General features: G+C 65.5%; 25 protein-coding genes and 1 pseudogene. 15 read left to right on the top strand and 11 right to left on the bottom strand.

Annotation, left to right across the window (positions count from 1 at the left end; all coding sequences use genetic code 11):
* The first annotated feature begins 95 nt into the window (after positions 1-95).
* From NFL01S_RS37680 to NFL01S_RS34770, 6 genes are all read left to right on the top strand, one after another.
* Entirely contained in the window at positions 96-386 is a 291-nt protein-coding gene (locus tag NFL01S_RS37680) for a type II toxin-antitoxin system ParD family antitoxin (protein WP_371851856.1), read from the top strand.
* A gap of 72 nt (positions 387-458) precedes the next feature.
* On the top strand, positions 459-596 hold the full coding sequence (locus tag NFL01S_RS35730; protein WP_157116935.1) for a hypothetical protein: 138 nt from the start codon (positions 459-461) through the stop codon (positions 594-596).
* A 205-nt stretch (positions 597-801) separates the two neighbouring features.
* Complete coding sequence (locus NFL01S_RS25710; RefSeq protein WP_062978880.1) at positions 802-1,104, top strand: hypothetical protein; 303 nt, start codon at positions 802-804, stop codon at positions 1,102-1,104.
* Positions 1,105-1,587: 483 nt separating this feature from the next.
* Positions 1,588-1,824, top strand: coding sequence for a helix-turn-helix domain-containing protein (locus NFL01S_RS25705; protein ID WP_245670882.1), 237 nt, complete (start codon positions 1,588-1,590; stop codon positions 1,822-1,824).
* Positions 1,825-1,956: 132 nt separating this feature from the next.
* Positions 1,957-3,657, top strand: a complete 1,701-nt coding sequence (locus tag NFL01S_RS25695; RefSeq protein WP_157116933.1) for a TniQ family protein — start codon at positions 1,957-1,959, stop codon at positions 3,655-3,657.
* A 581-nt stretch (positions 3,658-4,238) separates the two neighbouring features.
* Positions 4,239-4,523 (top strand): transposase, encoded by a 285-nt coding sequence (locus NFL01S_RS34770; protein ID WP_168433938.1) that lies wholly within the window; start codon positions 4,239-4,241, stop codon positions 4,521-4,523.
* Positions 4,524-4,701: 178 nt separating this feature from the next.
* Here NFL01S_RS34770 and NFL01S_RS36175 read toward each other — a convergent pair whose 3' ends face one another.
* The 6 genes from NFL01S_RS36175 to NFL01S_RS25665 all read right to left on the bottom strand — a co-directional run bounded on the left by NFL01S_RS36175 (position 4,702) and on the right by NFL01S_RS25665 (position 8,750).
* Positions 4,702-5,169 (bottom strand): C1 family peptidase, encoded by a 468-nt coding sequence (locus tag NFL01S_RS36175; RefSeq protein ID WP_062978876.1) that lies wholly within the window; start codon positions 5,167-5,169, stop codon positions 4,702-4,704.
* Between the two features lie 239 nt (positions 5,170-5,408).
* The gene (locus tag NFL01S_RS25685) at positions 5,409-6,539 is read right to left on the bottom strand and encodes a protease inhibitor I42 family protein (protein ID WP_168433937.1); all 1,131 of its coding nucleotides are present in this window, start codon (positions 6,537-6,539) and stop codon (positions 5,409-5,411) included.
* An 81-nt stretch (positions 6,540-6,620) separates the two neighbouring features.
* Complete coding sequence (locus tag NFL01S_RS25680) at positions 6,621-7,022, bottom strand: helix-turn-helix domain-containing protein (RefSeq protein WP_062978874.1); 402 nt, start codon at positions 7,020-7,022, stop codon at positions 6,621-6,623.
* Positions 7,019-7,429 carry a 4'-phosphopantetheinyl transferase superfamily protein gene (locus tag NFL01S_RS25675; RefSeq protein ID WP_168433936.1) on the bottom strand — a complete coding sequence of 137 codons (411 nt, stop codon included), beginning with the start codon at positions 7,427-7,429 and terminating at the stop codon, positions 7,019-7,021. Before NFL01S_RS25675 ends, NFL01S_RS25680 begins: the two co-directional genes overlap by 4 nt.
* A gap of 113 nt (positions 7,430-7,542) precedes the next feature.
* On the bottom strand, positions 7,543-8,463 hold the full coding sequence (locus NFL01S_RS25670; RefSeq protein WP_157116931.1) for a thymidylate synthase family protein: 921 nt from the start codon (positions 8,461-8,463) through the stop codon (positions 7,543-7,545).
* Between the two features lie 8 nt (positions 8,464-8,471).
* The gene (locus NFL01S_RS25665; RefSeq protein WP_157116929.1) at positions 8,472-8,750 is read right to left on the bottom strand and encodes a hypothetical protein; all 279 of its coding nucleotides are present in this window, start codon (positions 8,748-8,750) and stop codon (positions 8,472-8,474) included.
* Positions 8,751-8,825: 75 nt separating this feature from the next.
* On the opposite strand from NFL01S_RS25665, the gene NFL01S_RS25660 reads away from it, so the two are divergent.
* Complete coding sequence (locus NFL01S_RS25660) at positions 8,826-9,875, top strand: nucleoside triphosphate pyrophosphohydrolase family protein (RefSeq protein ID WP_062978870.1); 1,050 nt, start codon at positions 8,826-8,828, stop codon at positions 9,873-9,875.
* 9 nt (positions 9,876-9,884) lie between these two features.
* Here NFL01S_RS25660 and NFL01S_RS25655 read toward each other — a convergent pair whose 3' ends face one another.
* On the bottom strand, positions 9,885-10,949 hold the full coding sequence (locus NFL01S_RS25655; RefSeq protein ID WP_245670881.1) for a nucleotide kinase domain-containing protein: 1,065 nt from the start codon (positions 10,947-10,949) through the stop codon (positions 9,885-9,887).
* A 56-nt stretch (positions 10,950-11,005) separates the two neighbouring features.
* Here NFL01S_RS25655 and NFL01S_RS25650 point away from each other — a divergent pair, with 56 nt between their 5' ends.
* The 3 genes from NFL01S_RS25650 (at position 11,006) to NFL01S_RS25640 (ending at position 14,201) form a co-directional block, all read left to right on the top strand.
* Positions 11,006-11,407 (top strand): hypothetical protein, encoded by a 402-nt coding sequence (locus tag NFL01S_RS25650; protein ID WP_157116927.1) that lies wholly within the window; start codon positions 11,006-11,008, stop codon positions 11,405-11,407.
* Between the two features lie 542 nt (positions 11,408-11,949).
* Positions 11,950-13,206 carry a tyrosine-type recombinase/integrase gene (locus NFL01S_RS25645; protein ID WP_084493247.1) on the top strand — a complete coding sequence of 419 codons (1,257 nt, stop codon included), beginning with the start codon at positions 11,950-11,952 and terminating at the stop codon, positions 13,204-13,206.
* Complete coding sequence (locus NFL01S_RS25640; RefSeq protein WP_157116925.1) at positions 13,203-14,201, top strand: site-specific integrase; 999 nt, start codon at positions 13,203-13,205, stop codon at positions 14,199-14,201. The genes NFL01S_RS25645 and NFL01S_RS25640 overlap by 4 nt, the downstream gene beginning before the upstream one ends.
* 753 nt (positions 14,202-14,954) lie before the next feature.
* Here NFL01S_RS25640 and NFL01S_RS25635 read toward each other — a convergent pair.
* Both NFL01S_RS25635 and NFL01S_RS25630 read right to left on the bottom strand, forming a co-directional pair.
* A complete protein-coding gene (locus NFL01S_RS25635; protein ID WP_062978866.1) occupies positions 14,955-16,697 on the bottom strand; it encodes a sensor histidine kinase in 1,743 nt (580 codons plus the stop codon).
* A 55-nt stretch (positions 16,698-16,752) separates the two neighbouring features.
* Positions 16,753-17,400, bottom strand: a complete 648-nt coding sequence (locus NFL01S_RS25630) for a response regulator (protein WP_062978865.1) — start codon at positions 17,398-17,400, stop codon at positions 16,753-16,755.
* Between the two features lie 229 nt (positions 17,401-17,629).
* Here NFL01S_RS25630 and NFL01S_RS25625 point away from each other — a divergent pair, with 229 nt between their 5' ends.
* Complete coding sequence (locus tag NFL01S_RS25625) at positions 17,630-18,616, top strand: Acg family FMN-binding oxidoreductase (RefSeq protein WP_062978864.1); 987 nt, start codon at positions 17,630-17,632, stop codon at positions 18,614-18,616.
* A gap of 59 nt (positions 18,617-18,675) precedes the next feature.
* Here the strand turns inward: NFL01S_RS25625 and NFL01S_RS34760 are convergent, their stop codons facing one another.
* Together NFL01S_RS34760 and NFL01S_RS25615 are read right to left on the bottom strand one after the other, a co-directional pair.
* Positions 18,676-19,557: a DUF302 domain-containing protein gene (locus NFL01S_RS34760; protein WP_168433934.1), complete on the bottom strand. Its 882-nt coding sequence runs from the start codon at positions 19,555-19,557 to the stop codon at positions 18,676-18,678.
* A 12-nt stretch (positions 19,558-19,569) separates the two neighbouring features.
* Complete coding sequence (locus tag NFL01S_RS25615; RefSeq protein WP_062978863.1) at positions 19,570-20,109, bottom strand: flavodoxin family protein; 540 nt, start codon at positions 20,107-20,109, stop codon at positions 19,570-19,572.
* A gap of 318 nt (positions 20,110-20,427) precedes the next feature.
* On the opposite strand from NFL01S_RS25615, the gene NFL01S_RS37370 reads away from it, so the two are divergent.
* The 4 genes and pseudogenes from NFL01S_RS37370 to NFL01S_RS25605 all read left to right on the top strand — a co-directional run bounded on the left by NFL01S_RS37370 (position 20,428) and on the right by NFL01S_RS25605 (position 22,499).
* A complete protein-coding gene (locus NFL01S_RS37370) occupies positions 20,428-20,556 on the top strand; it encodes a hypothetical protein (RefSeq protein WP_281181550.1) in 129 nt (42 codons plus the stop codon).
* Positions 20,541-20,852, top strand: a pseudogene (locus NFL01S_RS37140) (STAS domain-containing protein); the annotation flags it as partial. The gene NFL01S_RS37370 and the pseudogene NFL01S_RS37140, both read left to right, overlap by 16 nt.
* Positions 20,853-20,926: 74 nt before the next feature.
* The gene (locus tag NFL01S_RS25610; protein WP_157116921.1) at positions 20,927-21,523 is read left to right on the top strand and encodes an Rv1733c family protein; all 597 of its coding nucleotides are present in this window, start codon (positions 20,927-20,929) and stop codon (positions 21,521-21,523) included.
* Between the two features lie 67 nt (positions 21,524-21,590).
* Positions 21,591-22,499, top strand: coding sequence for a universal stress protein (locus NFL01S_RS25605; RefSeq protein WP_062978861.1), 909 nt, complete (start codon positions 21,591-21,593; stop codon positions 22,497-22,499).
* Positions 22,500-22,897 lie beyond the last annotated feature (398 nt).

Below are 22,897 nucleotides of genomic sequence, written 5' to 3'. Positions count from 1 at the left end.
GACAATCCGCAATTGGCCTGCGTGCACCGCCAACCTCCACTTCTGTGTCACCACCGTTGGCACAGGTTCAATTGGCGAGAGGGGGAGTTCGGGCTATGCGCCGTTCACCGTCTGGCCAGGCCAGACCGTGCAGCGGCACCAGTGATTGGTATTCTGTGTTTGTGGATGAGAGCTCGTCTGAGCTAGAGGTCTTACGGGCTGTCCTCGCAGCAGGGGAGGGCAGTGGGCCGTCCGCTGAATTCGATTTCCAACGCCGCATCGAAGAGTTGACCGCGCAGGCAGCCGATGCCGGTCTGATCGACGATTTCCTGGCTGGACGGTTGGTCCGCAGCAGCGAACCGACTGATACGTCCGAGCTGCCCGTCCCCGGCAGGCCACCGCAATAGGCGCGGTTCAGGCTGGGGCCAGACGGGCCAGGCCCATTCGAGATACGGCGAACCACTCGGTAGGCAGTGCAGGTGGATGCCGAGCAGGTCGGCGACGACGCCTGCCTCGAGGCACCGGTACTGGTGATCATCACAGTGCAGCGGGTGACGAGTCCGCAGTCCGTAGTCGGCCAGCAGAGTGCCGAGCATTTGAGCGCAGTAGGGCGGTGATGTGACCCGCCGGGAAGAGAAAGCTTCTTGGTCTCCGATCCGGATTCGGATCCAGAGCGCCGTCGACGTCCTGGGTTGAGGCACTCGCCGAGGGGCGCGTCCGGTGATGGATCCGAGGGATCGCACCCGCTTGCGCACCTATCGGGGTCGACACAGCGGTGCGTGACATGGTGCCCGGCGGGCGAGGAAGCGTAGCGTCACCTGTATGACCGGCGAATTCAGCGACCGAGCGGCAGCGGCAGTTCGGGCCGAAATGGAGTCCATGACTCCGGAGCAGCTGATGGCCATAGTCGATCGTTCGGTGTTCACAGACGGACCGCTCGACATCGACCTGGCTCCTGATACCGATGCCGACCGCACACCGGAGATGCGGCCGCGACCAGTGGCGATGTCGGATGAACTGGACGTGAGATGCCAGATCCGGGCGAGTGATCTGCAGTTGAGCCGGTCGGCCTATATTCGCCAGTTGATCGAGCAGGACCTGCGAACCGCCTATGAAGGCCGGTAGAACCAGCTACCGCGATCTCGACACCTCGAGATCGCGGTAGGTACCGGCAACACTGGCCGGCGGCCGAACTCACTTCCCCATCCTGCCGACCTCGTGCACCAGCGCACCACCTCGGCGGCGGCAGTATCCAGCATCGAGAAGGGCGTCGACCTCGAGGTGAACGGTCGAATCCGCTCGACCGCGATCGCGGGTGGATTCAGCGCATGCTGTCCCGCCTAGATGCCCTCCAGGGCGAGGATCAAGCGGAGCCACGCCGAGATCAAACACCGGGCTGAGACGCGAGAAGATCGCGCACCCCGTCACGATCGTTGCACAGAAGCAGGACCTCACGTGCGTTTTGTATCGCGTGCGATACGCTAGGTGGGTCGATGCGGTTTCTGTTCATGCCTGCAGCGCGGCATCGCAGTGGCTGTGGCATGCGATGATGCGGCCATGCCGGTGCCAGAAGCCTCGCTGAGCCCACAGCAGAGGAAGGAGCGCAAGATGAGGCGCGACGCAGTCGGCGCCGCAATTCGGCGAGCGCGGGAATCGGCGAATATGACCCAGGACGAGCTCGCCGACGCCTCCGGGCTCTCACGACCGTCGATCGCTCGGATCGAATTGGGCACCAGCGGGGTGCAAATCGATCGGCTTTTCGAACTGGCCGACGCGATGTCGACCACCCCGTCTGCGCTGCTCGCTGATGCAGAACGCGAGCTCGCGCGCCACAACCGTCCATGAGCGCCGATTTGCCGCGGATCACGGTGCCGACGCTGCCGCCGACCGAGATGCCCCGGCACCGTGGAGGAGTAGCTATCCGGCGGCGGCGCCACGCGCGGCACACGGCAGATCCGCCGTTGCCGTACAGGGTTCGTGGATGACGATTTCCCGCATCGACTCTCGCGCTTTGCTCTACTCACTGAAGTACCAGAGGCCGGTCCGCCGTCCGGCATGGCCGTCCGCAGGCCCAAGTGGCCGATCCGAATAGTCCCATACCCGGATGAGTTGCGCAGTAGCTGGCTGGCGCGGATATCGCAGCGCTACGGTGTCCCCCTGCGTCACCTGGCCGCCGATCTCGGGATCGGCGAAGGATCCCGGCGCGCGCCGGCGCTGCTGATCGACGCCGCCGCGGACCGATGGTGCGCCGCCCTGGGCGTTCCCCGGCACATGTTTCCGCTCTCCGATCGCGACCCCGATTGGCCATGCCCGCCGTGGAGTCCGATCGACTTGCGCACGCCGTCCCTGGGAAGGTATTGCCATCGTTGTCTGTCCGACCGTGGGTACTGGCGGCGGTCGTGGCTGCGTGCGTGGGTGCTGGGGTGCCCCGAGCACATGATTCGGCTCTCACGAACCTGTCCGTCCTGTGGCAAGCGGCCGTGGTCCGATACTGCCTGGCAATCGCTGCTTGCGGCGCCCGACCAGTGCCTGAATCGCCTGACAACCGCCACGGACGGTGGGCGGCGCCGCGTCCATCCGATCTGCGGCGCCGATCTAGGTGTGACTCAAGACGTTCCTTTGTCTCTCGACGAGTTGCACGGCCAGAACCTGTTGACGCAACTGCTCGACGACGCACGAGCCGACGTCTCTCCATCGCGGCGCTGCCACGGTTTCGCCGTGACGCCAGCGATGCGGCTGCATGTATTCACAGAACTGCTCACCGAGAACTGGATGGCCGAAAAGGAGCGTGGTTCCGCCTCTTTGGCGGCGGCGTTGGCGATCACGGCACGGCGCTTCGACGCCTTCGATCAGACGTCGCTGATCGACCGCGCGGTTCCTCGACCACGCAAGATCATCAGCCCGCTCGGGCCGGGTCAGAAAGTTCGCCGTCGTCCGCACAGCCCGATCGTGACCGCAGCGTGCCTGGCTGCCGAAGGCACGAACTTTGCGCCAGCGACTCAGCTGCAGTTCCGCACCGGGCGGACCCACCCGTCCTACCCGATCGACTGGTTACCCGGGCAGGAGCTCAGCCTGCTTCTGCCCGAGCACCGCACCGAACCGCTGATCGTTCCTCTCGAATGGGTACCTCAAAGCCTTTGGCGCCATCCTGCCCTGGGGACGTGCACTCCAGAGCGCAGCGTCGTTCTGGCGATGTGCTTGCTGAAGCTCGGTCGGAGTGCGCGCTGGTCGACCATTGCGGACTGGCTCGGGTTACCGCGTAGCGTATGCGTCTGGATCCGAACCGAGTTGGCCGACCTGCGCCGGACAGGCAACTGGCAGCGAATCCTTGGGGCCTTGGAGCAGGTGTTCGACACCCTGCGCCGAGCCCCACCCCCGATCGACTATTGCGCGAGACGTCGAATAGCCTCCACGCCCGGGCTGATAGACCGCGTCTTACGGGCAGCCGTCGACACGGAGTCGATCCCGGAGGTGACGCCCGCGGTCTATATGCGCTTCTGGGCACTGTTCACCGGCGGATACACAGGGAGCGAACCGGACCATTCGTCACGCACCGTAGGTGACCACACCGCGATCGCCGGCGCCGAACCCCCGTGGCAAGCAATCTTCGAGCTCACACACAAAATTAGCCCACAGCCGATCGAAGGACCGCTGACATGGGAACCGTCAACGGCATAGCCCTGGCTCGCGCCTTCGGACCATCGACCGTGTGCCCCTCCTGGACCGCCTACTGTGGTCGAACCAACTGCACCAGCGGCAACCGAGCACCACTGCAGCCGACAAGGCGAATGTCGAGTCCAGTCACCGACAAGACGACCTGCGATCGTCTGCCGAGAATGGTGCCAGCACGCTGGCTGCCTCGAAGAGGTCATGACTACCGCAGCGACGGTTCGACAACTTGCACCTCCGAGTGCGACGTCGTCAAATCGGGGCGATATATCCGGTACCCCACGGTATCGCTCGTTTCATTCCCATGACGTAAGATATCGCACGCGATACATGGCGAGTGTCGTGCCAGGGTATATCGCGTGGATTGACAGAGGTCGCCACCTGTCGGTCAGCGCCCGTCAGGCACAGCGATCTGTCGATCAGCGTCAGCAGTGAGGTGTTGGAAACCGCAAGCAATTCATAGGAGAAACGGCATTGTCGATACCAATCGTCACCAGTACGAATCTCCCCGGCCAGAGGCGCCCGAACCATTCCGGATCACTTCTGACGGCGACCCGGCGCAGCCCTGAGTACGTGCACGGGTGGCAGCAGTGAGGAAGTACACCGAAGAGTTGAAAGCTCATGCTGTCCGCTCCTACCGTGAGGCATACCCCAAGCCGTCAATTCGTCAGCACGCCCGCGATATCGGCGTCAACCACGAAGCGCTACGCTCCTGGATCCGACAAGCAGAAGCCGATTCCGGAGAACGAGAAGGCGATCTGGTTGCCAAAAATCGCGAGCTTAAGAAGCGGGTCGCGGACCTCGAGCGGCTCAACTCGCTGTTACGCTCCGCCAGCGCATACTTCGCCTCCGAGATCCATCAACCCAGGCGGTAGTCACGCCGCAGGCGAACACCGGTTGTGGACGCTCGCGGTTGCCCGAATTGAGTGGTGTGGTCGTCGGCCATCAGATTGGTTTCTTGCCCATGGCTGAACCGAGAGAACGCGGTGTGGTCTCGCTGTTGGCACCGTCGGTCGTTTCGACAATTCGGTCCGGTAGCAAACGCGTTCGGGTCTACGGAGGCAGAATGGGAAGCGCTTCCGCGAGGTGCGACTGCGCCGAGTTCGTCTCCGTTGCGCTGGCGTTGTTGGTGGGCTCGATGACTACTGCCCATATCGCACAAGCATTCCAGGCACGTTCGGTGATGAGGGCATGCCCATCGCTGCCCCAGGCTCGGCCCCAGCTGTTGCGTACGCACACCAGGTGATGACCCGCGGGCAGCGAGCCGACGGCGTCGTCGAGTCGGGCGATACCGACGACGGTGACCGCGTGGCCGTCTTGTCCTGGCTCGGAGCCGTCGACGACGCCGCCAGAGGGGTTGCGGAACTGGGTGGTGACCCGGATCGCGGCCACGGGCAGCAGCCCGGACTCGAGCTGGTCGGCCAGGCGCCTGGGTGTGTGGGGCACTTGTCGGGTGCCTGCGGTGTGGAACGGTCCGGTGACCCCGCCTGGGGGATCGTATGCGGTGGTGTCGTTGCGCATGGGGTCATAGGACCACTGGTCTCGCGGAGGTTGCCCCGAGTCCCGCAAGGCACGGCGCAGCCCGAATGTGGTCCCCTGTCCGCGGGGTCCGCATGCCCAGTGCAGGTACTCGATGCTGAGCGGGCCTGGCCCGTGGTGTTCGTGGGCGGCGGTCGCCGCCCACGACACGCACGTACGCCGCGGGCCTTGATCTCCGACCGGTTCCGTACTCGCACGCAAATCTGCGAGCCAGGTGAGCGTCACGCTGCCGCCAGCTCGTGAACTCGCCGTTCGTTCTGGCGGGGAGCAAATCCCTGTCTCGGCAGCGTCCGTCGCGGCGTCGCGGTCACTGTGACTCGACAATGTGCCGCCGGTGATCTCGTGGATTCCCATTCTCGAATCAGGCGGAACTGGAACGTATGCTGCCCTGCTGCCCCCGGCGAGACTACAAAGACTTTCATACCGAGTCCGGGCAGGACGCGCTCGTGGCCGGACCGAGTGCCAACCAGGTCGAACAGCGTGTCGTGGTCTTCGGTAGCCGTAGCGTCGAGACGATTATCGGGATGGGTATGGAATTCGGCGAGCACGGCGCTGTCGGTCGGCAATGCCTCGGGTTCGACCGGCGCGATGGCGGTCGGCCCGAGGGTGAGGTGCGATGCTCCGTCCCAGAGGAAGCGAGGTGCTGTGCCGACAACGTCGAGGGCCGGTCGTCTATGTGGGTCTGCGAGGCTCCAGGTGTACCCGGTGCCGAGGTCTTCGGGCAGGCGGATATGGATCTCGTCGCCGACGCGGCAGGTAAGCGCCTGTATCGCCTCGGTTCCAATCTGAACGGGGATTTCCAGAGTCCAGAGGTCGGCACGTGCGTCGGCTATCGGGGGGCCGCCACGTAGCGCGTCTTTGACCGGACGCACACCGGCCTCCGACAGCGCGTCGGCCCTCCGGCGGTCGAGTCGATTCAACTCGGCGAGTCCCCACACCATGGCGGAATAGCTGACGGCGAGGTCACGGCTGGCGAGGTAGATATCGCCGGCGGCGGGTTCTGCGGAAGTATGGAGGCGGCGCAGGGTGTGGTTCACCAGGGGGCCGGGCATGAGCAGTGCGGCCGCGAACGCTTGAGCTTGCTGTTCGCGTAGGGCCACATCGGCGCTGGCTTCGACGGTGACCTTGTCGTCGGTGTGACTGCCATGGCCGAGCAGGTGGTGCCCCAGTTCGTGGGCACAGGTATAGCGCTGCAGCACCTCGGGGTGGCGGCTGTTGAGGACAATACCTGCGGCGTCGTTGTCATTGAGGTAGAAGCCGTAGGTGTTGTCCAACGGCTGGGTCGCCAGCCAAACGCCGAGATGTTGAGTGAGCGCGAAGACATCCACCGGGCGGTCCATGGGCGTGCGCATTCGCTGATGTAGTCGCGCGGCCCGCATGCGCGCGTCTGCGAGCGCGTGTCGGCGTGTGAACGGTGGCATCGTGCGATTGACCTAACGTGATCGCGGCTGGCCGACCTCGTCGTCCAGTTGGGGCGCGGGCCCGGCGTTGCGCAAAAACTCCGCGAAACGCAGCACCTGCATGCGGTCGTGGTCGGACAGGGATTTGGTTGTGCGGAACAGCGCTGTTGTGGTTTCGTCTTCCTCTGGAGCGGCTCCGAGCAGGCGGTCGACACTGGTGCCGAAAAGCTCGGCCAATCGTTTGAGTTCCTGTCCGCTGACCTTGCGACGACCGGTCTCGATGGCACTGACCGCGGCGCGTGAAGTCTTGAGGACTTCGGCGACTTGTTCTTGTTTGAGATTCAGGTATTCGCGTTCGCTGCGGATCCTGTCGGCCAGACGCCGCCCCTCGTCGTCGACACGGATGTCGTCGCGGCCACCGTCGTGGGCGGTCATCGTGAGTTCCTTTCTTCCAGTGGTGTTCGGCTGGATTGCGTGGGTAGGACTGCGATCGCCGCGGCGATCGCGAGGTCGGTTTCGTGGCCGAGCGACACCGACCACTCCCATAGATGTGCATCGTCTGGCCAGGGCAATCCCGTCGTGGCATGCACCCATGGTCTGCCGCCGGGTTCACGCCGGATTTCGATCTGTTGCGGGCTCAACCCGCGGAAGCCGCTGCCGACCGCTTTCGCGACGGCCTCCTTGGCCGCCCATCGCACGCCGAGCCGGTCGGCGCGGCCTTGGCAGTATTGCAGTTCCCCCTCGGTGAAGGTGTTGCTCAGGAATCGTGCAGCGGTCGGGGATTGCAACTGGCGAGCCAGAAGCGTGAGGTCGCAAGCATCGACACCGATCCGGACGCTCAAACCCGGCGGAGGTACGACACAGTCAGCGAGCAGTTCGCGCGCACGCCGCGCCCGGTCGGAGTCTGCGAATCCGCCGTGAACATCGGAATCCCGGGTCGGCCCGGGCGTGCGGGTCATGGTGCGGCGGCCCGGGCAGAGGACGGCAATTCCAGATCGCTCCATGATGCGCCGAGCGGGCGGGTGGACACCTCGATCGGGTGGACGTCGCCTTGTGCGTCTGCGGCCCTAGCGAGTAGATCACGGTGGTGCGCCCGCGTACCCATCTCGAGGTCGGCATGGGTACCCACGACCAACATGCCACCGACCTCGCGACCGCTCTCGCGCGCCAGGAAGTTCAGCAGGCGGGCCAGGCCGAGAAAGTTCCCGTATGCGCGGGCGATGTAGTGGTGGCGGCGGTAGAGGGCTGTCAGGTGTACCGCGCCGTCCAACACGGTGAAACTCAGGTGCGCCAGGCATGGGTTGCCCCGGACACGTCGATCCTGCGGTCCGATCACCAGCGCGTCGGCTGTTGCCGCGTCTACGTCGTCCGCTTTCCCGATGAGCTCGGTCGATTCACCGGGAAAGGTCAGCGGCGCTTCGTAGCGGTCGGCCCACGTCTTGCCCTCGGCGAGCACGTCGAGGAATCTTTCGAGCTGATTGACGGTCGACCCGTCGGGAAATGGGTAGGAAACCAGGCGCCCGAAGTAGGTCCCCCACTCGTTTCGCCGGCCGACATGCAGAGACCCCACAGACTGAGCTCTCTCGAAGAACTTTGCGGCGGCATCGGGATGGTCCGGGTTGTACATCGAGATAGGAAAGATCGTGTTGGCCACGGTGTGGACGCTGTGCAGGGTCGCGGGCTTGCTGGCACCGTTACCGCGAGCCAGCCTCACCAGAGACTTTTCGAGCTCCTCACGTATCCCTAGGTCCTCCCGGAGGGGGTCTGTGATGCTGACAGCAAGGTTGACGAGGGTGCGGCCGGGAGCCTGGGCCAGTGCCTGCGCGGCTTGCAGCCAGGCGTCGCCGATATCACCCGCGTGGATGGAGGTGGCCATGGGTCTCATCATCGTCGACCACCCACCGCAGTGGTTATCGCGGCCTGCAAAGCAGCCACTGTGGCGAACTGCTCGCGCCGCAGATCCGCCGGCTTCGGCAGCGGCCATGTCAGGCCGAGTACGAACTCGACGTGCGCGATAACCCATTCGGCCAGTCTGCTCTCCAACTCGAACGCGTAGTCGCCGCCCACCGCCGCGATCGCCTCCTCGACCTCGCCGGATGTAACGACGTTGAATTCGGCGATCCCCGCGACCAACGCATCCCGCAGCACGTCTTCGTCGATCACGGACACCTCCCCGGGCGCTTGACTTCCAACCAGAGTAATGCGAGCGTGATTGATAATCAATCATAGTTGGGGTGCATGATGGATTTCGACGAATACCAGAGCGAAGCGTGGGCCTACGACCAGAACCAGGAGGATCCCGAGCGGGCGTTGACGATTGCCCTGCTCGGCCTGGGTGGCGAAGTGGGGACGCTGCAGACCAACCAGAAGAAGATCGTGCGTGATGGCTCGATCCACCGTGACCACCACACCGTCGCGGTTGAGGACCTCGGTGACATCCTGTGGTACGTCGCCGACACAGCGACCTGGCTCGGCGTCAGACTCGACGAAGTAGCAAGTGCGAACCTGTCGAAGATCGCGTCGAGATGGCCGCGGCAGGCCTCAACACTGCCCACAGCGCAGCCCCGAGGGCCGGTAAGAGTTCCTACGGCGCCAGTGGACCGCATCGGGCCCGCGCGAAGCTTCGACACCCGGGACACACCCGAAACACAGAGACTGCCACGCCAACTGGAGGTACTCATCGCGCCCTCCCCACACAGCATCGAGGGCCAGCCCCCGCGGGTGGTGCCAGTGAGTGGCGAACGGGCATGCGGAGACCCGTTGGGCGACAATGCCTACGACGAGGACGGCTATCGGTATCACGATGTCTTTCACCTCGCCCACCTTGCAATCCTGGGATGGAGTCCGGTGATGCGGGCGTTGTTGAAACGCAAGCGCAAAGCCAACCCGCGTGTCGACGACGTCGAGGACGGCGGACGGGCCATCGCCATCGAAGAAGGCCTGTCGGCCTTCGTGTTCGAGGCGGCCGGTCGCGCCAGTTACTTCGCCGGCGCGACCGTCGTCGACAGTGAGATTCTGCGCCTGTGTCGTCGGATGACGGCCAATCTCGAGGTCGGCGTGTGCACCGAGATGGAATGGGAGAAGGCCATCCTCGACGGATTCCGTGCGTGGCGCGCCGTGCATGAGCACGGCGACGCGGCAGTGCTCTGCGACCTGGACGCTCGAACGCTGACCGTCCGGCCACTCACCGATGCGGAGCGTCGCCACCACACGCACGTGTGCGAGCGCGCGATCGCTGAGAAGGACATGAGCAAGCGCCTCGGAGATCAGCAGGCCGCATCCGTGTAGTCCGGACGGTCAGTTCAAGCCCCATTTCGGGGGAAACCATGCGGTCACCTGCTCCGGTACCGGTGCGAACAGTTGTTTGATGCGAGTCCTGCCGCTGTGGCCTGCGATGTCGGGATGCATCACCCGAGCGTATTTGTCGACCTCGCAGAACAGGTTCTGGCAGTCGATCAATTGCAGCGGGCGCCGACCGGCCAGACCGGCAAAAGCCAGGCCGAGTCGATGGAAGTGCTCATCCTGATGTTCGGCCATGTACCGGATCACCTCCGGCTCGATGCCGTTGGCAGCCCGGCCGAAGCATTTGCGGATTCCGTCGCGTGCGCCCGGCCCCGGGACCACGAATTCCATCTCGTCGAAGTTCAGCACGCTCGAATAGTTCAGATCGATCGCGAACTGGAACGCCAGGAAGTCCCCCAGCGCGGGATAGTCCACCAGCGCTTCGAACACCTGCCGCAACGAGGTGGCCGATGCGAGTTTGTCGGGCAGGCCGGTAACCATCATGTGCCGCAGCAACCGCAGGTGGTTGGTGTGTTTTCGGTCAGCACCCAGACGCGGCGGAGGCACCACGTAGGCGGCGGAATAGAGTCTGCGGCCCTGCGCGAACTCGGCGGTGAGGACCTCGTTGAATGCGTCCAGGTCGAAGTCGCGCCAGCTGACGTCGCTGAATGCCTCGCTCAGTAGCTGCCAGGTCGAGACCTTGTTGAACAACTTGAACAACAAGGTCCGGAACACTACCTCGTCGAGGTCTTGAGAGCCTCGATAGGAAACGTCCTGTATCAGGTACTGGCTGACCCGGTCGGCGGCGCGGTAGCAGTTGGTGAAGCGGTGCCTCAGCAGCACTGGATCGGTGGTCCACGGGCCGGCACGGCCGGCGAGCCGGGCCTCGTATATTTCCTGGCGGCGAGCGGCGAAACGCCAGTAGGTATCGAACACCGGCGTCGGACGCAGCGTCCGCCCGGCAATCGTTACCTCTTGGCCAGCCATCGGTGACAGTGTGCTCGGCGCCGGATCCGAAGTCAGCGGAGGGACCTCTAAATCGAGCTCGCACTGTTCGGCAACGGCCGTGGTCGGCACCATCGCGTCTGCACCTCCTTTTGTGTTACGTGATTCGCGTAACGCGTTAGATTGTAAGCGTGTCAGTGCAGAGGCGGGAGGCGATCCGCAATCTATCGGCAGCGATCTTCGGCAACCGCTATATGGTCGATGTCGTCTCCGCGATCGCACGGCTCGCCGCCGACAATGAGGATGAAGGAATCACCGTCCGCATGATCGCGACGGCTACCGCGACCGCTTCGCATGCTCAGGTGCCCGACGCTCTCGTCAAACAAGTCGTGAAACGACTGGTCGACGCCGGCGTAATGGCCGTGCTTCCACGCAGCAGACCACGCGGTCCGTTGTATCACCGTCTCGACCGAAGCAACCGAGCGTGGAGGGCGCTGGCACATCTGAGCACCGAACTCGAGGCCGATCCCCCGTCGATCGCCACAACAACTCAGCCAAGCCCTCACCCAGCCACCACGAAGGACAACCCGTAACCCGCAGTCCTCGCCAGTCCACTTCAGCGATGGCCGCGGCCGGCTATCTGCCCTGATCGCTGGAGGTACACGGGTTTTGATTTCCGGTACGAGCCGTCCTGAAATTCGCGCCCTTGACATCCGCATTGGAGGAGCGCAGGTTGAGGATAGGGAGAGCGTCGATGCGCGTGCGCACGTCGGGCGAGTGATTTATGCGGCCTCATCCGAGCAACTGCGAGGCAGCGGCGAAAGCGGGTAGGAACCCGTACACGGATATGAACCATGACGCGATCCCGCGACTGGTGACGACCTGGCATCGGCCATACAGTTATCAACAATTGCAACGCCAAGTGGGCAACCGTCGCACCGCCAGGTGCGGACTGCCGTAGAGCTGCACGACACAGCCGAGTCGGCCAAGTCCACAGGGCCGCTAGCGACGCCCTTGCGAACGCGGCGTTGCGGCGACAGGTCGGCGGACCGATCGCAGGACGACTGCCGACTACCCGGACCATCTTCTCGATCGCACCGAGACATGGGGCGAAACTCACGAAGGGACTGTCACAGTGACAGGCCGTGGAGAGGTCATAGGAGCCGATGTTCGGCAATCCGTAGTCGAACTGCGCGAGGTGGCCGACGATGGGGCGGCAGCCGACGATCCGGTTTCTGATCGGCACGCGAGCCGTCAAGAAGTGCGTTCCCCTCACACCACGCGCGCATATCGGTCTGCGGTGCATCGGTTCGAGACGTGGTGTGCTGAGCAGGGGTATCGGTCGAGCCCGGCCGATCCGGAGGTAGTCGCAGCGTTCCTCGCTGCGGCAGGCGCCGAGTGCGATGCAGGCATTTACCGATATTCGGCCTCGACATTGAGTGTGTGGGCTGCAGCGATTCGACGCGACCACCTCGACGCCGACTTGCCTGATCCCGTCTCCACCCCAGTCGTTCGAACCGCGCTGAGATCGATGGCCAAACGCCGGAGCGCGGCAGGTCAGGTCCCCGAACGAGCAGATGCGCTCTTGGCCGACGACTTGCGTGCGCTGGTCGACTCGATCAGCGCCCGGGCGGCCGCGGGCGACTGGAAGGCCCACATTGCCGCGTGTCGGGACATAGCGCTGATCGTGGTGGGGTTCTGTTCCGCGCGGCGGCGCTCGGAAATCGCAGCGATCCAGTTCGGCGACCTGCGCATAGTCTCTGACGAGGCAGGCTCGAAGGAGCAGTGGATCACGATGCGGATCCGCGGATCGAGAACCTCACTCACCTCTGTGGCATACGCGCAACTGCCACGCAGCCGCGACTCCCGCTACTGTCCGTGGTGCCGGCTGCTGGACTGGCTGATGGTGGTGACAGTCCACGACAACACCATCCGCACCGCGAAGGACCATGGGGAACCCGAGGACCAGCAGGTCCGGGCCGCCCGCCGGAGCGTGATCCGACTGCTGGACAACCTCAGCGACCGCGACCCACAGCTCCACCACTGCGACCGCGAGTTACCAGTCCATCGCCGCGCCACCGCACCGGTGTGGCGAGCCCTGGCGAAGAGCACGAGGTACCTACCGGCCGACACCGGCCATCCACTCACCGACCAGACTATCCCCTTGATACTCAAGAAGCGTTGCCAAGAGGCAGGTTTCGACTCAGCGCGAATCGCGCGGATAAGCGGACACTCGCTACGCTCCGGATTCATCACCCAGGCCCGCGCCGACGGCATCGCGAGCGAAGACATAAAACGCCAGAGCGGCCACAAACGGACCGACACCGTCGACCACTACTACGACAGCGCCCCCAGCTACCACAAGAACGCGGCCAACCAACTTCAGCTATGACCCCTACCGACCCGCCCAGTCTTCCCGCACGCTACCGCGGCGCCTGGGAAGAGTTCGAGGACTGGTGTACTGCGCTTGCATTACCGTCCCGGCCGGCCGGCCCCGACGTGGTTGCCGCGTACTTAGCCGCCACCCGCGGCAGACCACAGACCCAGCGTGGCAGGGTCACTGCGATCAACGCCGCACATCGGCTCGCCGGCTACCCTGAGCCCGGGCGCGCCGAGGCTGTCCGTCAGGCATACAACCCAGCCCGCGCTGCTCGCCGCGCTCGCACCCGCCGAGCCGTCGACACCGTACTCGCGGGCCTTCCGGAACACGGCTGGGTCCGCGGCCTGTTCGGTCGCCGCGACGCGGCGCTACTCACTCTGGCCGGGGCCGGCCTGTCATTCCCGCGCCTGGTTGCCCTGCGCCAGGAGCAGATTCAGATCACCGACACCACTGTTGTGGTCGACGAGGGCATGCTGGTCCTGCCAGCCGACCCGGACCAGCCACAACTGTGCCCAGTACAAATCCTGCGCCGCTGGGCAGCGGTCACCAACCTCGTGCCCCTGGGCGACGGGCACGCATTACTCGCCGAACGTCTCACCCACGGCACCCTGGCACCAGCCGATTTCGACCCACGCTGGGCGCCACACCCCGTCGTCACTGCCTTCGACGCCTACGGTCGCCCCACCGGCCGCGCATCGATCGGCGGACTGCACCCCCTGCACGCCACAGCGGCCGCCGCGATCGCCAGCGCCCACCTGTCCGGGAACTCGCCACAGCACCGCGACTATCCCCGGCCCGCACCGGCCAGCGAACCCCTCGAGCTAGACCCCAACTATTACGAACGCGGAGCGGACGCCCGGCAGCGCACCCGGCCGATACTCGACGAACTCGACGACTTGCTCGACGACTTAGAGGCCAGAATTCAAACAGTCGACGCGCAGTTGCCAGCGATTACATCGAAAATGTCGCGAACTTCATCAAAAAGGTCAACTAAGGGACATACTTGACGTCGTCAATGTCATTTTCGACGTGTTCCTGTCTGTGGGCGTGTTCGGGAGTTACCCGCCGGGGCAATGATCGACCGTAGGCGACCTTCCCCGATAGGGGAGGGTTTCTTCGTACGCTCGGTGCGACACTTCGAGAACCCGGTAGCCGACCCGGCCCTCGCACGTCACGTACACGGCTTCATCGGCCAAGGGCCACCCACGGCCGCGAGCACCGCGCCGTCGACGCGACCGGCTCCAGCAGATGGGATTACCACACTCGCTGGCAAGATGCCTCGACCCGCTAGTTCGTCGGCCGTTACGAGCGGTTGCTGTCACCGCTGACAGTCTCAACTGATTCGGTGGGCATGTCCGACCCATGTTCGGGAAATTCGTCTGTTCCGTTGCGAGCGGAACAGACGAATTTCCCGAACATCTAATACATCATGTGCCCTCGAGGGATGAGCGAACTCGGGGAAACGCGGCTGACCGGTCTCGTCGACATACCCGCCGAGCGAACCACAGATAGCTCAGCCGGGCGGACACGGACGTGCGTTCAACGTACGCAGAGCTGCTGGTGACACAGGCTGACGGTGCGGCGGGCCCATACCGAGGCGGGGAAGAAGCACTCCACCGGCGTCTTCTGGTCCTCGACCACAGGGACTCGGCACCACCGCTACGAGAGCAGCCTGGAGTTGGACCGGGAGTTGCTGATTGTCGTGGGGCAGCGACACCGTGCTGTGGTGGGACTCGATCGCTTGCGCTGTGGGCGGGGCTTTACGGTAACGGGACGCTCCAGCGCAGCGTGGTGCCTCGGTCCGGTCGTGCGGTGATGGTGAACTTGCCACCGCCCTGTTCTGCTCGCGTTGCCATATTGGCCAGTCCGCTGTGGCGCTGCGGGTTTTCGGGGATGCCTATGCCGTCGTCGGTGATCTCCACGCTGACGTCGTTGTCGATATCGAGGTCTACCGAGACGGCGGTCGCGTTCGCGTGGTGGACGACGTTGCTCACTGCTTCGCGGATGACGGCTTCGACGTCGTCGGCCAGTGGATCCATCAAGACGGTGGCGGGGCCGCTGACCTTGACGGTGGTGCGCAGTCCGGTGTCTGCGGTCAGTTCGGCGATCACCGAGTGCAGGTGTTTGCGGAAGTCGACGGACCCGGCTTCGGGGCCGTTGTGCAGGTCGAAGATGGAGTGGCGGATATCTTGGATGATCGCTTGGATGTCCTCGATCGCGTAGCCCAGGCGTGCTTTGACCTCTGGTGAGCGGGCACGCTGGATTGTGCTCTGGAGTGAAAGTCCTACCGCGAAGAGTCGCTGGATGACGTGGTCGTGCAGGTCGCGGGCTATGCGGTCGCGGTCGGCGACGATATCGAGTTCACGCATTCGGCGTTGACTGTTGGCCAGTTGCAGGGCCAGCGCTGCTTGGTCGGCGATCGCGGTCATCATCGCTTGTTGGTCGGTCTCCAACGGTCCGGCGTCGGCGGGTTGGACGACGCCGAGAATCCCGATGATGGAGTGCTCGACGCGCAAGGGCAGGATCAAGGTGGCGCCGACGTCAGCCTCGAGGTCTGGCAGGTCGTGGTGGCGGCGGTAGTCGAGGGTGACTGTTTCACCTTGGAGAAATGCTTCGGTGGGAGAGCTTGGCATGGGTAGCCGTTGCCCGGCCAGCCGGTCGGCCTCGGCGCCGGCTGCGGCGACTACGACCAGTTCGGGGACTTCTTCCACCGGTAGGTCGGTGTCTTCGGGTAGGGCGACGAAGGTACACGCCGAGTCGGTGATGGTCAGTGCGCGCTCGGCGACAAGGTCGAGTACTTCGTGGGGTTCGCCGCCGGTGAGCAGCTCGGTGGCGACGTCTTTGGTGGCTTCGAGCCATTGCTGGCGGACGCGGGATTGTTCATAGAGGCGGGCGTTTTCGATGGCGATTCCGGCGGCGGCGGCCAGTGCCTGTACGACGACCTCGTCGTCTTCGGTGAATTCCTGGCCGCCGGCTTTCTCGGTGAGGTAGAGGTTTCCAAATACTTCGTCGCGGACCTTCACAGGAACACCGAGGAAGGTGCGCATCGGCGGGTGGTGAGGTGGGAAGCCGACCGAGGAGGGGTGCTCGGAGAGGTCGGCGAGCCGGATGGGAGTGGGGTGTTCGAACAGCAGGCCCAGGACTCCGCGGCCTTCGGGGAGATCGCCGATCAGGATGCGGGTGTGGTCATCGATGCCCTCGTTGATGAAGGCGGCGAGCTGTTTGGTAGTGCCGGTGTCACGGACGCCGAGTGCCCCGTACCGAGCGTCGACGAGCTCGATGGCGGTGTGGACGATCGAGTGCAGTGTGTTGTCCAGATCCAAGCCTGTAGTGATGGCCAGCATGGCTTCCATGAGCCGGTCCATGCGGTCGCGGACGTCGACGATCTGGGTGATGCGGTCGCGGAGCTCGTTGAGCAGCTCGCGGAGCTTGAGCTGCGACAGCGCTTCCATCACCGGAGCTCGGCCCCGGGCATCGCCTGGCTGCGCGCCCTGTGCGCCCATAGCCCTATTGTTGCACCGGCCCGCCGACGAAGGTCAACTGTGACTCGTCATCGCTTCAATACCGTTTGCGCTGCTGTTTGAGCTGGGAGGCCATGACGGCGGCTTGCGTGCGGCGTTCTACGCCGAGTTTGGTCAGTAGCCGTGACACATAGTTCTTGACCGTCTTCTCGGCGAGATACATCTGTTCGGCGATCTGCCGGTTTGTCAGCCCTTCGCCGAGCAACGACAGCAGGGTGCGTTCTTGTTCGGTCAGGTCGGCCAGGGGGCCGGTCTTTTTCTCGGCGTCGCTGCGCAGTTTGGCCATCAGCGCGGCGGCGGCCCGGTTGTCGAGCAGTGAGCGTCCGGCACCGACATCGCGGATGGCGTCGATGAGGTTGAGGCCGGTGACGTCCTTGATGACGTAGCCGCTGGCTCCGGCGAGGATGGCATCGAGCATGGCCTGCTCGTCGGTGAACGAGGTCAGAATCAGGCAGCGCAGGCCCGCAACGGTCGAGAGCAGTTCGCGGCACAGTTCGATACCGTTGCCATCAGGTAGCCGGATGTCGAGGACGGCGACATCGGGTTGCAGGGCCGGTATCCGGGCCAGGGTGTGCGACACGCTGTCTGCTTCCCCGATCACATCCATATCGGGTTCGAGGGTCAGCAGTCCGGCGATTCCGCGTCGGACGATTTCGTGGTCGTCGACCAGGAAGATCTTGATCATGGCTTCACCTCCTGCAGCGATGTCTTCAGACTACGACCGCGCGGTGCGCCAGGAGCGCACGTCGCGGGCTCCGGTGTGGCAGGTGTCGAACGGCCGGGCCGTTGGGCGGCGACGGGTCGGGCGGGCGGAGATAACTGAGGTCACCACGACCGGGGTCCTCGTGCCCTACAGGTGCCGGGGTGGCTGCGCGAGGCTGGAGTGCAGTTGGAAAACCCATCCGGAGGACGCCATGGAGCAGGGACTGCCCGACGACCGTACGGTCGCGACTGCGTTGGCGCAGGCTGAACGGGCGCCGTCGATCCACAACACCCAGCCGTGGCGGTGGCGTATCGGTGACCGGTCGGTGCATCTGTACCTCGATCCGAGCCGGGCGCTCACCGTAACAGACCCCGACCAGCGTGATCTGGTGATCAGCTGCGGCGCCGCGCTGCATCATCTCTGTGCTGCTTTCGCCGCGCTGGAATGGTCGGCGGTGGTGCACCGGCTGCCGAACCCGGACGATCCCGCGCATCTGGCCTCAGTCGAGCTGGTGCCGCATCGCTCGACCCCGCTCGATATCGCGCTGGCCTCGGCTATTTCGCGTCGGCGATCCGATCGCAGACGCTACGGTTCGTGGCCGATTCCCGCGGGCTACCTGGGGTTGGTGACCGAGCGGGCCGGGGCGCTGGGTGCGACGATCAAACTGGTGTCCGACGGTTCGCGCGATCGGCTCACCGACGCCATCCGCAAGGCTGCGGCCTGGCATGCCGCGGATCCGGAGTATCTGTCCGAGCTGGCGATCTGGAGCGGCCGGCACGGCAGCACCGAAGGTGTGCCGGCGCGCAACGCTCCACAGCCGCGGCCCGGCGACGAACTGCCGGCGCGGGCCTTCGCGGCCGCCTCGCTCGCCGATCCGGCCTATGAGCCCGATCATGCCGAGTTGCTCGTTGTGGGTACCTCCGGCGATGATCGGCTGTCCCGCCTGCGGGCCGGGGAAGCGCTGAGCTCGGTTCTGCTCACCGCCACCAATGTCGGACTCGCGACCTGCCCGCTGACCGAACCCCTGGAGATCCCGAAACTACGCCGCGACGTGCGCGTCGGTGTGCTCAACAACGTCGCCTACCCGCAGGTCGTCATCAGGATCGGCTGGGCACCGACCAGTGACGCGCCGCTTCCGGCCACACCTCGCAGGTCGGTCGACGAAACCGTGGAGCCACTGCAGACACCGGTCTCCTGACAAGGACACACCAGGTGCCGGTACCGGCAGGCAGGGTGTGTGCGGCAGGCCGGTCTCTTCTACCGGTCCACCGCGGTCGTGTGGTGCTCGATGGCGTGTAGTGCCGCGGCCAGTGCTTCGCGCGCCAGCCGAGCGATCGGTTCCAGCTCTTTCGCGGTCTCACAGGCGCCGGTGAGCAGTTCGGGGTCGAGGGCTTCGACCACCGTGTGACCGCCCTCGGCGCGCACACCAACCTGGCAGGCCAGCAACGGCCCGAGGTGGGAGTCGATAGCGAGTACGCGGTGGGCGAGCTGCGGGTTGCAGGCGCCGAGGAGCCGGAACGGCCCGGTCTCCACGCCTGACTCCGCCGACAGCGCGGCCTGCATATCGATGTCGGTGAGTACCGTGAAACCGTTGTCTGCCAAGGCTTGCCGCGTACGCGCTACCGTGTCGTCGAAGGGGGCGGTGACCCGGATCGACAGCTCTTCGGCCACTACGGGGATGCGGATCTCGGTGACCAGGTCGCCCGGGCCGACCGCGGCCTCCGGGCCCACCAGATACAGCTCGGTGGGTGGCCCGATCGGCCGGTACCCCGAGTCACTGAGCCACCGCTGGAGTGTGTCGTAGGCCTGCCCGAGCCGGCTGTAGTCACCGCGGTGCACGGTGCGGGCGGTGCGGGTCGGTTCGGTGCGGCGCAGGGTGCACTCCCCGGTGCGGCCCTCACCGGCGCCGAAGGTGACCGCGATCCCGAAGTCGACTGCGGTCGGCTCGCCGGAACCGAAATCGCCGAGGTAGGTCGTCGACGGCGGGCCCACGGTGAGGAGGTTGGCTGCGGCAGCGACCTCGAACAATGCCTGCATGCCTGCCCCGATGTCGTCACCGGCGTGGTCGGGTCGCACGATGCGTCGCAGTTCGAGGACGGTCTGCGGTTCCGTGCGGTCGACAGTGACGTGGTAGGGCACCGAACTCACCGCCTATCGGGACTGCCGGGCGCGGCGATCGTTTTCTTCGGAGGCCATGTGCTGGGCCCACAGTTTCGCGCGGTCGAATTCTCCTGCGGCCAAGGGTCCGGTCATACCGACGACATAGAAGTCGATCGGCCGGCGCACGAGGACGAAACCCGCCCGGCGTAGTTGTCGGCCGATCCCCCGTGCGGCGGACCCGGGCAGCCAGCTCGGGCGCTGCAGTTTTGTCGCGAATGCCGCGGCGCGGGCACCGCGGGGAGCCTGGTGTTCGGCCTCGAGCCACTCGCGGATACCTGTTGTGCTCTCGTTCGGCCCGAATGGCCCCCCGATGCGGTCTGCGGCATCTTGCCGGGTTTGGCGGCGGCTCATTCCGAAGGCGTGCGTCGGCCCTCCGATGACCAGCAGATCGACCGGCGAGTGGCTGTCGGGCGTCGCATCCGCCACGTTCACCACCTCCACCTCCGCATGTTCTTGCAGGCCTCGGGCGATGGCGGTCGCCGCGGCCTCGGTGTTGCCGAATACCGACTCGTACACGACGCGTGCGCGCATCTCCGGATCTCCTCACTGTTTGTGAACAGCGGCGATACTGTCTCGCTGCTACCGAAGCTACTGGTGCAGACAGTAGGTTCGGCAGTGCCGAACGGTGGAGCTGTGTGGTGACCTTCGGCCACCGCACAAAGGTCTCCGGGCGGGTTCGGTTCGACTATCGGCGGCAGGCTGGCCGACACCGGGCGGCACCCGGGGAAAGTTACGGATCCGGTGACTTCTGCCCATCTCGGGCGGAGAGCTGATCGTTCGCCGTGGACCCGTGTCGGCACGGCTGCTTCCCGGGCTCACGCATCTCCATGGCTACCGCAAGGCATGGCTGTGGCGGCCGGACAGCCGCATCGCTACGCCGCCCTGGCGGCGGTGCCGGCCGTGCTGGTCGGGGGTGTGTGTCTGGCCGCTGCGCCGGCCCGGCTCGGGGTGCTGGCCGATATGTTGTCGGGCTGGTGATCTACCGCTACGACGCGCCGCTGTGTTTTGCCGATGCCGAGGATTTCCGGCAACGAGCTGCCCCGTCGAAGTCGATCTGACGGCGATGGACGCTGTCGAGCAACTCCATGACGAACTCACCGGCCGGGGCATCGTGTTCGTGCTGACGCGGGGTGAAACAAGATCTTCGCGACGATCTGGATGCGTGTGGACTGACCGAACGGATCGGTGCCGGGCATCTGTATCCGACCTTGCCCACTGCGGTCGCCGCGTTCGAGGCCGACGGTCTGGGGCCACTCGGCCTGCCGGGGAGATGACTTTCTTCTCTGACGCCCGCCGTCTCGAGGCGCGACGCTTTACCCAGAGCAAGGTGTCGGAAGAGGTGTTGGTGATGAGCGAGCCCGGGCCGAACGCCCATATCCGGTGGGCTGGGGTCACCCGCAGTTGGGCACTGCGGCCCACCAACCCCAGCGTGCTGATGCGCCCGTGCGATCGCCTCGAAACCACCATCCGGATCCTCGCAGTGCTGGCGGTGGCGGCGCTGATCCCGATCTCGGCAGCGCTGGGGACCAGCGTCTACACCACCGTTGCCGGGCAGGTCGAGGTCGAGCAACGCAGCAGGACCCCCGTCGATGCTGTCATCATCGGCGAACCGAGCCGCAGCGGTCTGCATGCCGCCGAAGCGAAGGTGAGCTGGGAGCACAGGGGCCACCGCGGTGAGGCCGACGTTGCGGTAGCTCCCACGGCAGTGCCCGGCGACCGGATCACGCTGTGGGTCGATGATGCGGGCCGGCGCACCGGGCCACCACGCCACTCCAGCGCCGCAGCGACGAGCGGCGTGACCGTGGCGGTTGCCGTCGTCGTCTCGGCGGGTTTCGCCGCCTGGGCCACCGTCGGATCGGTGTCGTGGCTGCTGTCGCGGCGGCGGAACAGCCGGTGGGACCGGGAATGGCGCGCCCTCACCGGCACCACCGAGAACTTGACCTGACACGGCAACCGGCTCGCCGCGACCGCACCTCATCGTCGCGGGCAGGTTGCAGGAAAGGAGCCCACGCATGGCACGTGACGGTGATTCGAACAGCACGAAAGAGCCTGCAACCCCGACGATTCTGGCAGCGGTCGACGGTTCGGCCGGTGCCTACCACGCCGCTGCGTGGGCGGGAGCGGAAGCGGCATTGCGGGGGTGTGCCCTACACATCCTTACCTCGATGTCGGTCGCCGGGGGATTCGATCCCGACATGGCGCCTTCACTGCCGGAGCGGCACCGTTGCAGTCGCGAGGGAGATCAGATCGTGGGTGAAGCCGCCCGGATAGCCCGCACGACCTCGGGCGGCGCGGCGGCAGCGATCACCACGGAAGTGACGTTCGAGCTCATCGCGCCGGCGTTGATCACACGGTCTCGGCAGATGCAGATGCTGGTCGTCGGCAGCCGGGGAATGGGCGCGTTCCAGCGGGGTCTGCTCGGTTCGGTGAGCACCGCCGTCACTCACCACGCACACTGCCCGGTCGCGGTCATCCACACCACCTCCGCGCTCGACGCCGTCTCGGTCGGCAAACCGGTTGTGGTCGGCGTCGACGGCACCGGCGCCAGCGCCCCCGCGGTAGCGCTGGCATTCGACGAAGCCTCTCGTCGCAAGGTCGGCCTGGTGGCGGTACACACCTGGAGCGATATCAGCGGCCTCGACCTCCCGGCCGCGGATTGGGGCCAACCCGCCCGGGCGGTACTGGCCGAAAGCCTGGCCGGCTATCAGGAGCGCTATCCCGAGGTCGAAGTCGAGCGTGTGGTCGCCCTCGACAGACCCGTGCGTGCCCTGCTGGATCAGTCCGAGTACGGCCAACTGCTGGTCGTGGGCAGCCGCGGGCGCGGCGGATTCAGCAGCATGATGCTGGGGTCGACCAGTACCGCTCTGCTGCATGCCGTGGACATCCCGATGATCATCGTGCGGGCCCCGCGCCCCGATTGATGTGGTGGAGCATCGATGACTGCGCATGCACGCTTCGCCCGGGCCGGTCGGCACCTCCGTGTCACCTCAACCGGCACGACCGCAACGGCGGCGAGCGCGGCACCCGCGCGGATGCCCGACTCCTCCGGGCCGCCGGTGACCGCACCGACGGCGGAAATGCTGTGGTGGTGCTGGTTCCGTTACGTCACTGTGAGTGAGCTGCTCGGATTCGTGGGCAGGAGCGGTCATGTCGTCGGTGATGGCCGGGATCACCGGAGCGTGGTTGGTTCATCTGCTCAACGGTCGACGAGGCAACGCCTGGGGCGAAGGTCGAAGGTTCCGCCGAGCCCGGGGCTTGATGCCCTGCTAGCGCGGCAGGTGACCGTGTTTCGATCCGTGGGGAAGCGACTCAGGTAGGA

The sequence above is a fragment of the Nocardia flavorosea NBRC 108225 genome, assembly GCF_001613385.1.
Taxonomy (GTDB): Bacteria; Actinomycetota; Actinomycetes; order Mycobacteriales; family Mycobacteriaceae; genus Nocardia; species Nocardia flavorosea.
The sequence above is the reverse complement of the archived record's forward strand: the minus strand, read 5'-3'. Positions and strand labels throughout refer to the sequence as shown.

What these genes read in the sequence shown, in the direction of transcription:
- NFL01S_RS37680 (WP_371851856.1), top strand. Translation starts at nt 96, where the DNA reads ATGCGCCGTTCACCGTCTGGCCAGGCCAGACCGTGCAGCGGCACCAGT.
- NFL01S_RS25710 (WP_062978880.1), top strand. Translation starts at nt 802, where the DNA reads ATGACCGGCGAATTCAGCGACCGAGCGGCAGCGGCAGTTCGGGCCGAA.
- NFL01S_RS25705 (WP_245670882.1), top strand. Translation starts at nt 1,588, where the DNA reads ATGAGGCGCGACGCAGTCGGCGCCGCAATTCGGCGAGCGCGGGAATCG.
- NFL01S_RS36175 (WP_062978876.1), bottom strand. Translation starts at nt 5,169, where the DNA reads ATGCGCAACGACACCACCGCATACGATCCCCCAGGCGGGGTCACCGGA.
- NFL01S_RS25685 (WP_168433937.1), bottom strand. Translation starts at nt 6,539, where the DNA reads ATGCGCACGCCCATGGACCGCCCGGTGGATGTCTTCGCGCTCACTCAA.
- NFL01S_RS25680 (WP_062978874.1), bottom strand. Translation starts at nt 7,022, where the DNA reads ATGACCGCCCACGACGGTGGCCGCGACGACATCCGTGTCGACGACGAG.
- NFL01S_RS25670 (WP_157116931.1), bottom strand. Translation starts at nt 8,463, where the DNA reads ATGGCCACCTCCATCCACGCGGGTGATATCGGCGACGCCTGGCTGCAA.
- NFL01S_RS25660 (WP_062978870.1), top strand. Translation starts at nt 8,826, where the DNA reads ATGATGGATTTCGACGAATACCAGAGCGAAGCGTGGGCCTACGACCAG.
- NFL01S_RS25655 (WP_245670881.1), bottom strand. Translation starts at nt 10,949, where the DNA reads ATGGTGCCGACCACGGCCGTTGCCGAACAGTGCGAGCTCGATTTAGAG.
- NFL01S_RS25640 (WP_157116925.1), top strand. Translation starts at nt 13,203, where the DNA reads ATGACCCCTACCGACCCGCCCAGTCTTCCCGCACGCTACCGCGGCGCC.
- NFL01S_RS25635 (WP_062978866.1), bottom strand. Translation starts at nt 16,697, where the DNA reads ATGGGCGCACAGGGCGCGCAGCCAGGCGATGCCCGGGGCCGAGCTCCG.
- NFL01S_RS25630 (WP_062978865.1), bottom strand. Translation starts at nt 17,400, where the DNA reads ATGATCAAGATCTTCCTGGTCGACGACCACGAAATCGTCCGACGCGGA.
- NFL01S_RS25625 (WP_062978864.1), top strand. Translation starts at nt 17,630, where the DNA reads ATGGAGCAGGGACTGCCCGACGACCGTACGGTCGCGACTGCGTTGGCG.
- NFL01S_RS25615 (WP_062978863.1), bottom strand. Translation starts at nt 20,109, where the DNA reads ATGCGCGCACGCGTCGTGTACGAGTCGGTATTCGGCAACACCGAGGCC.
- NFL01S_RS25610 (WP_157116921.1), top strand. Translation starts at nt 20,927, where the DNA reads ATGAGCGAGCCCGGGCCGAACGCCCATATCCGGTGGGCTGGGGTCACC.
- NFL01S_RS25605 (WP_062978861.1), top strand. Translation starts at nt 21,591, where the DNA reads ATGGCACGTGACGGTGATTCGAACAGCACGAAAGAGCCTGCAACCCCG.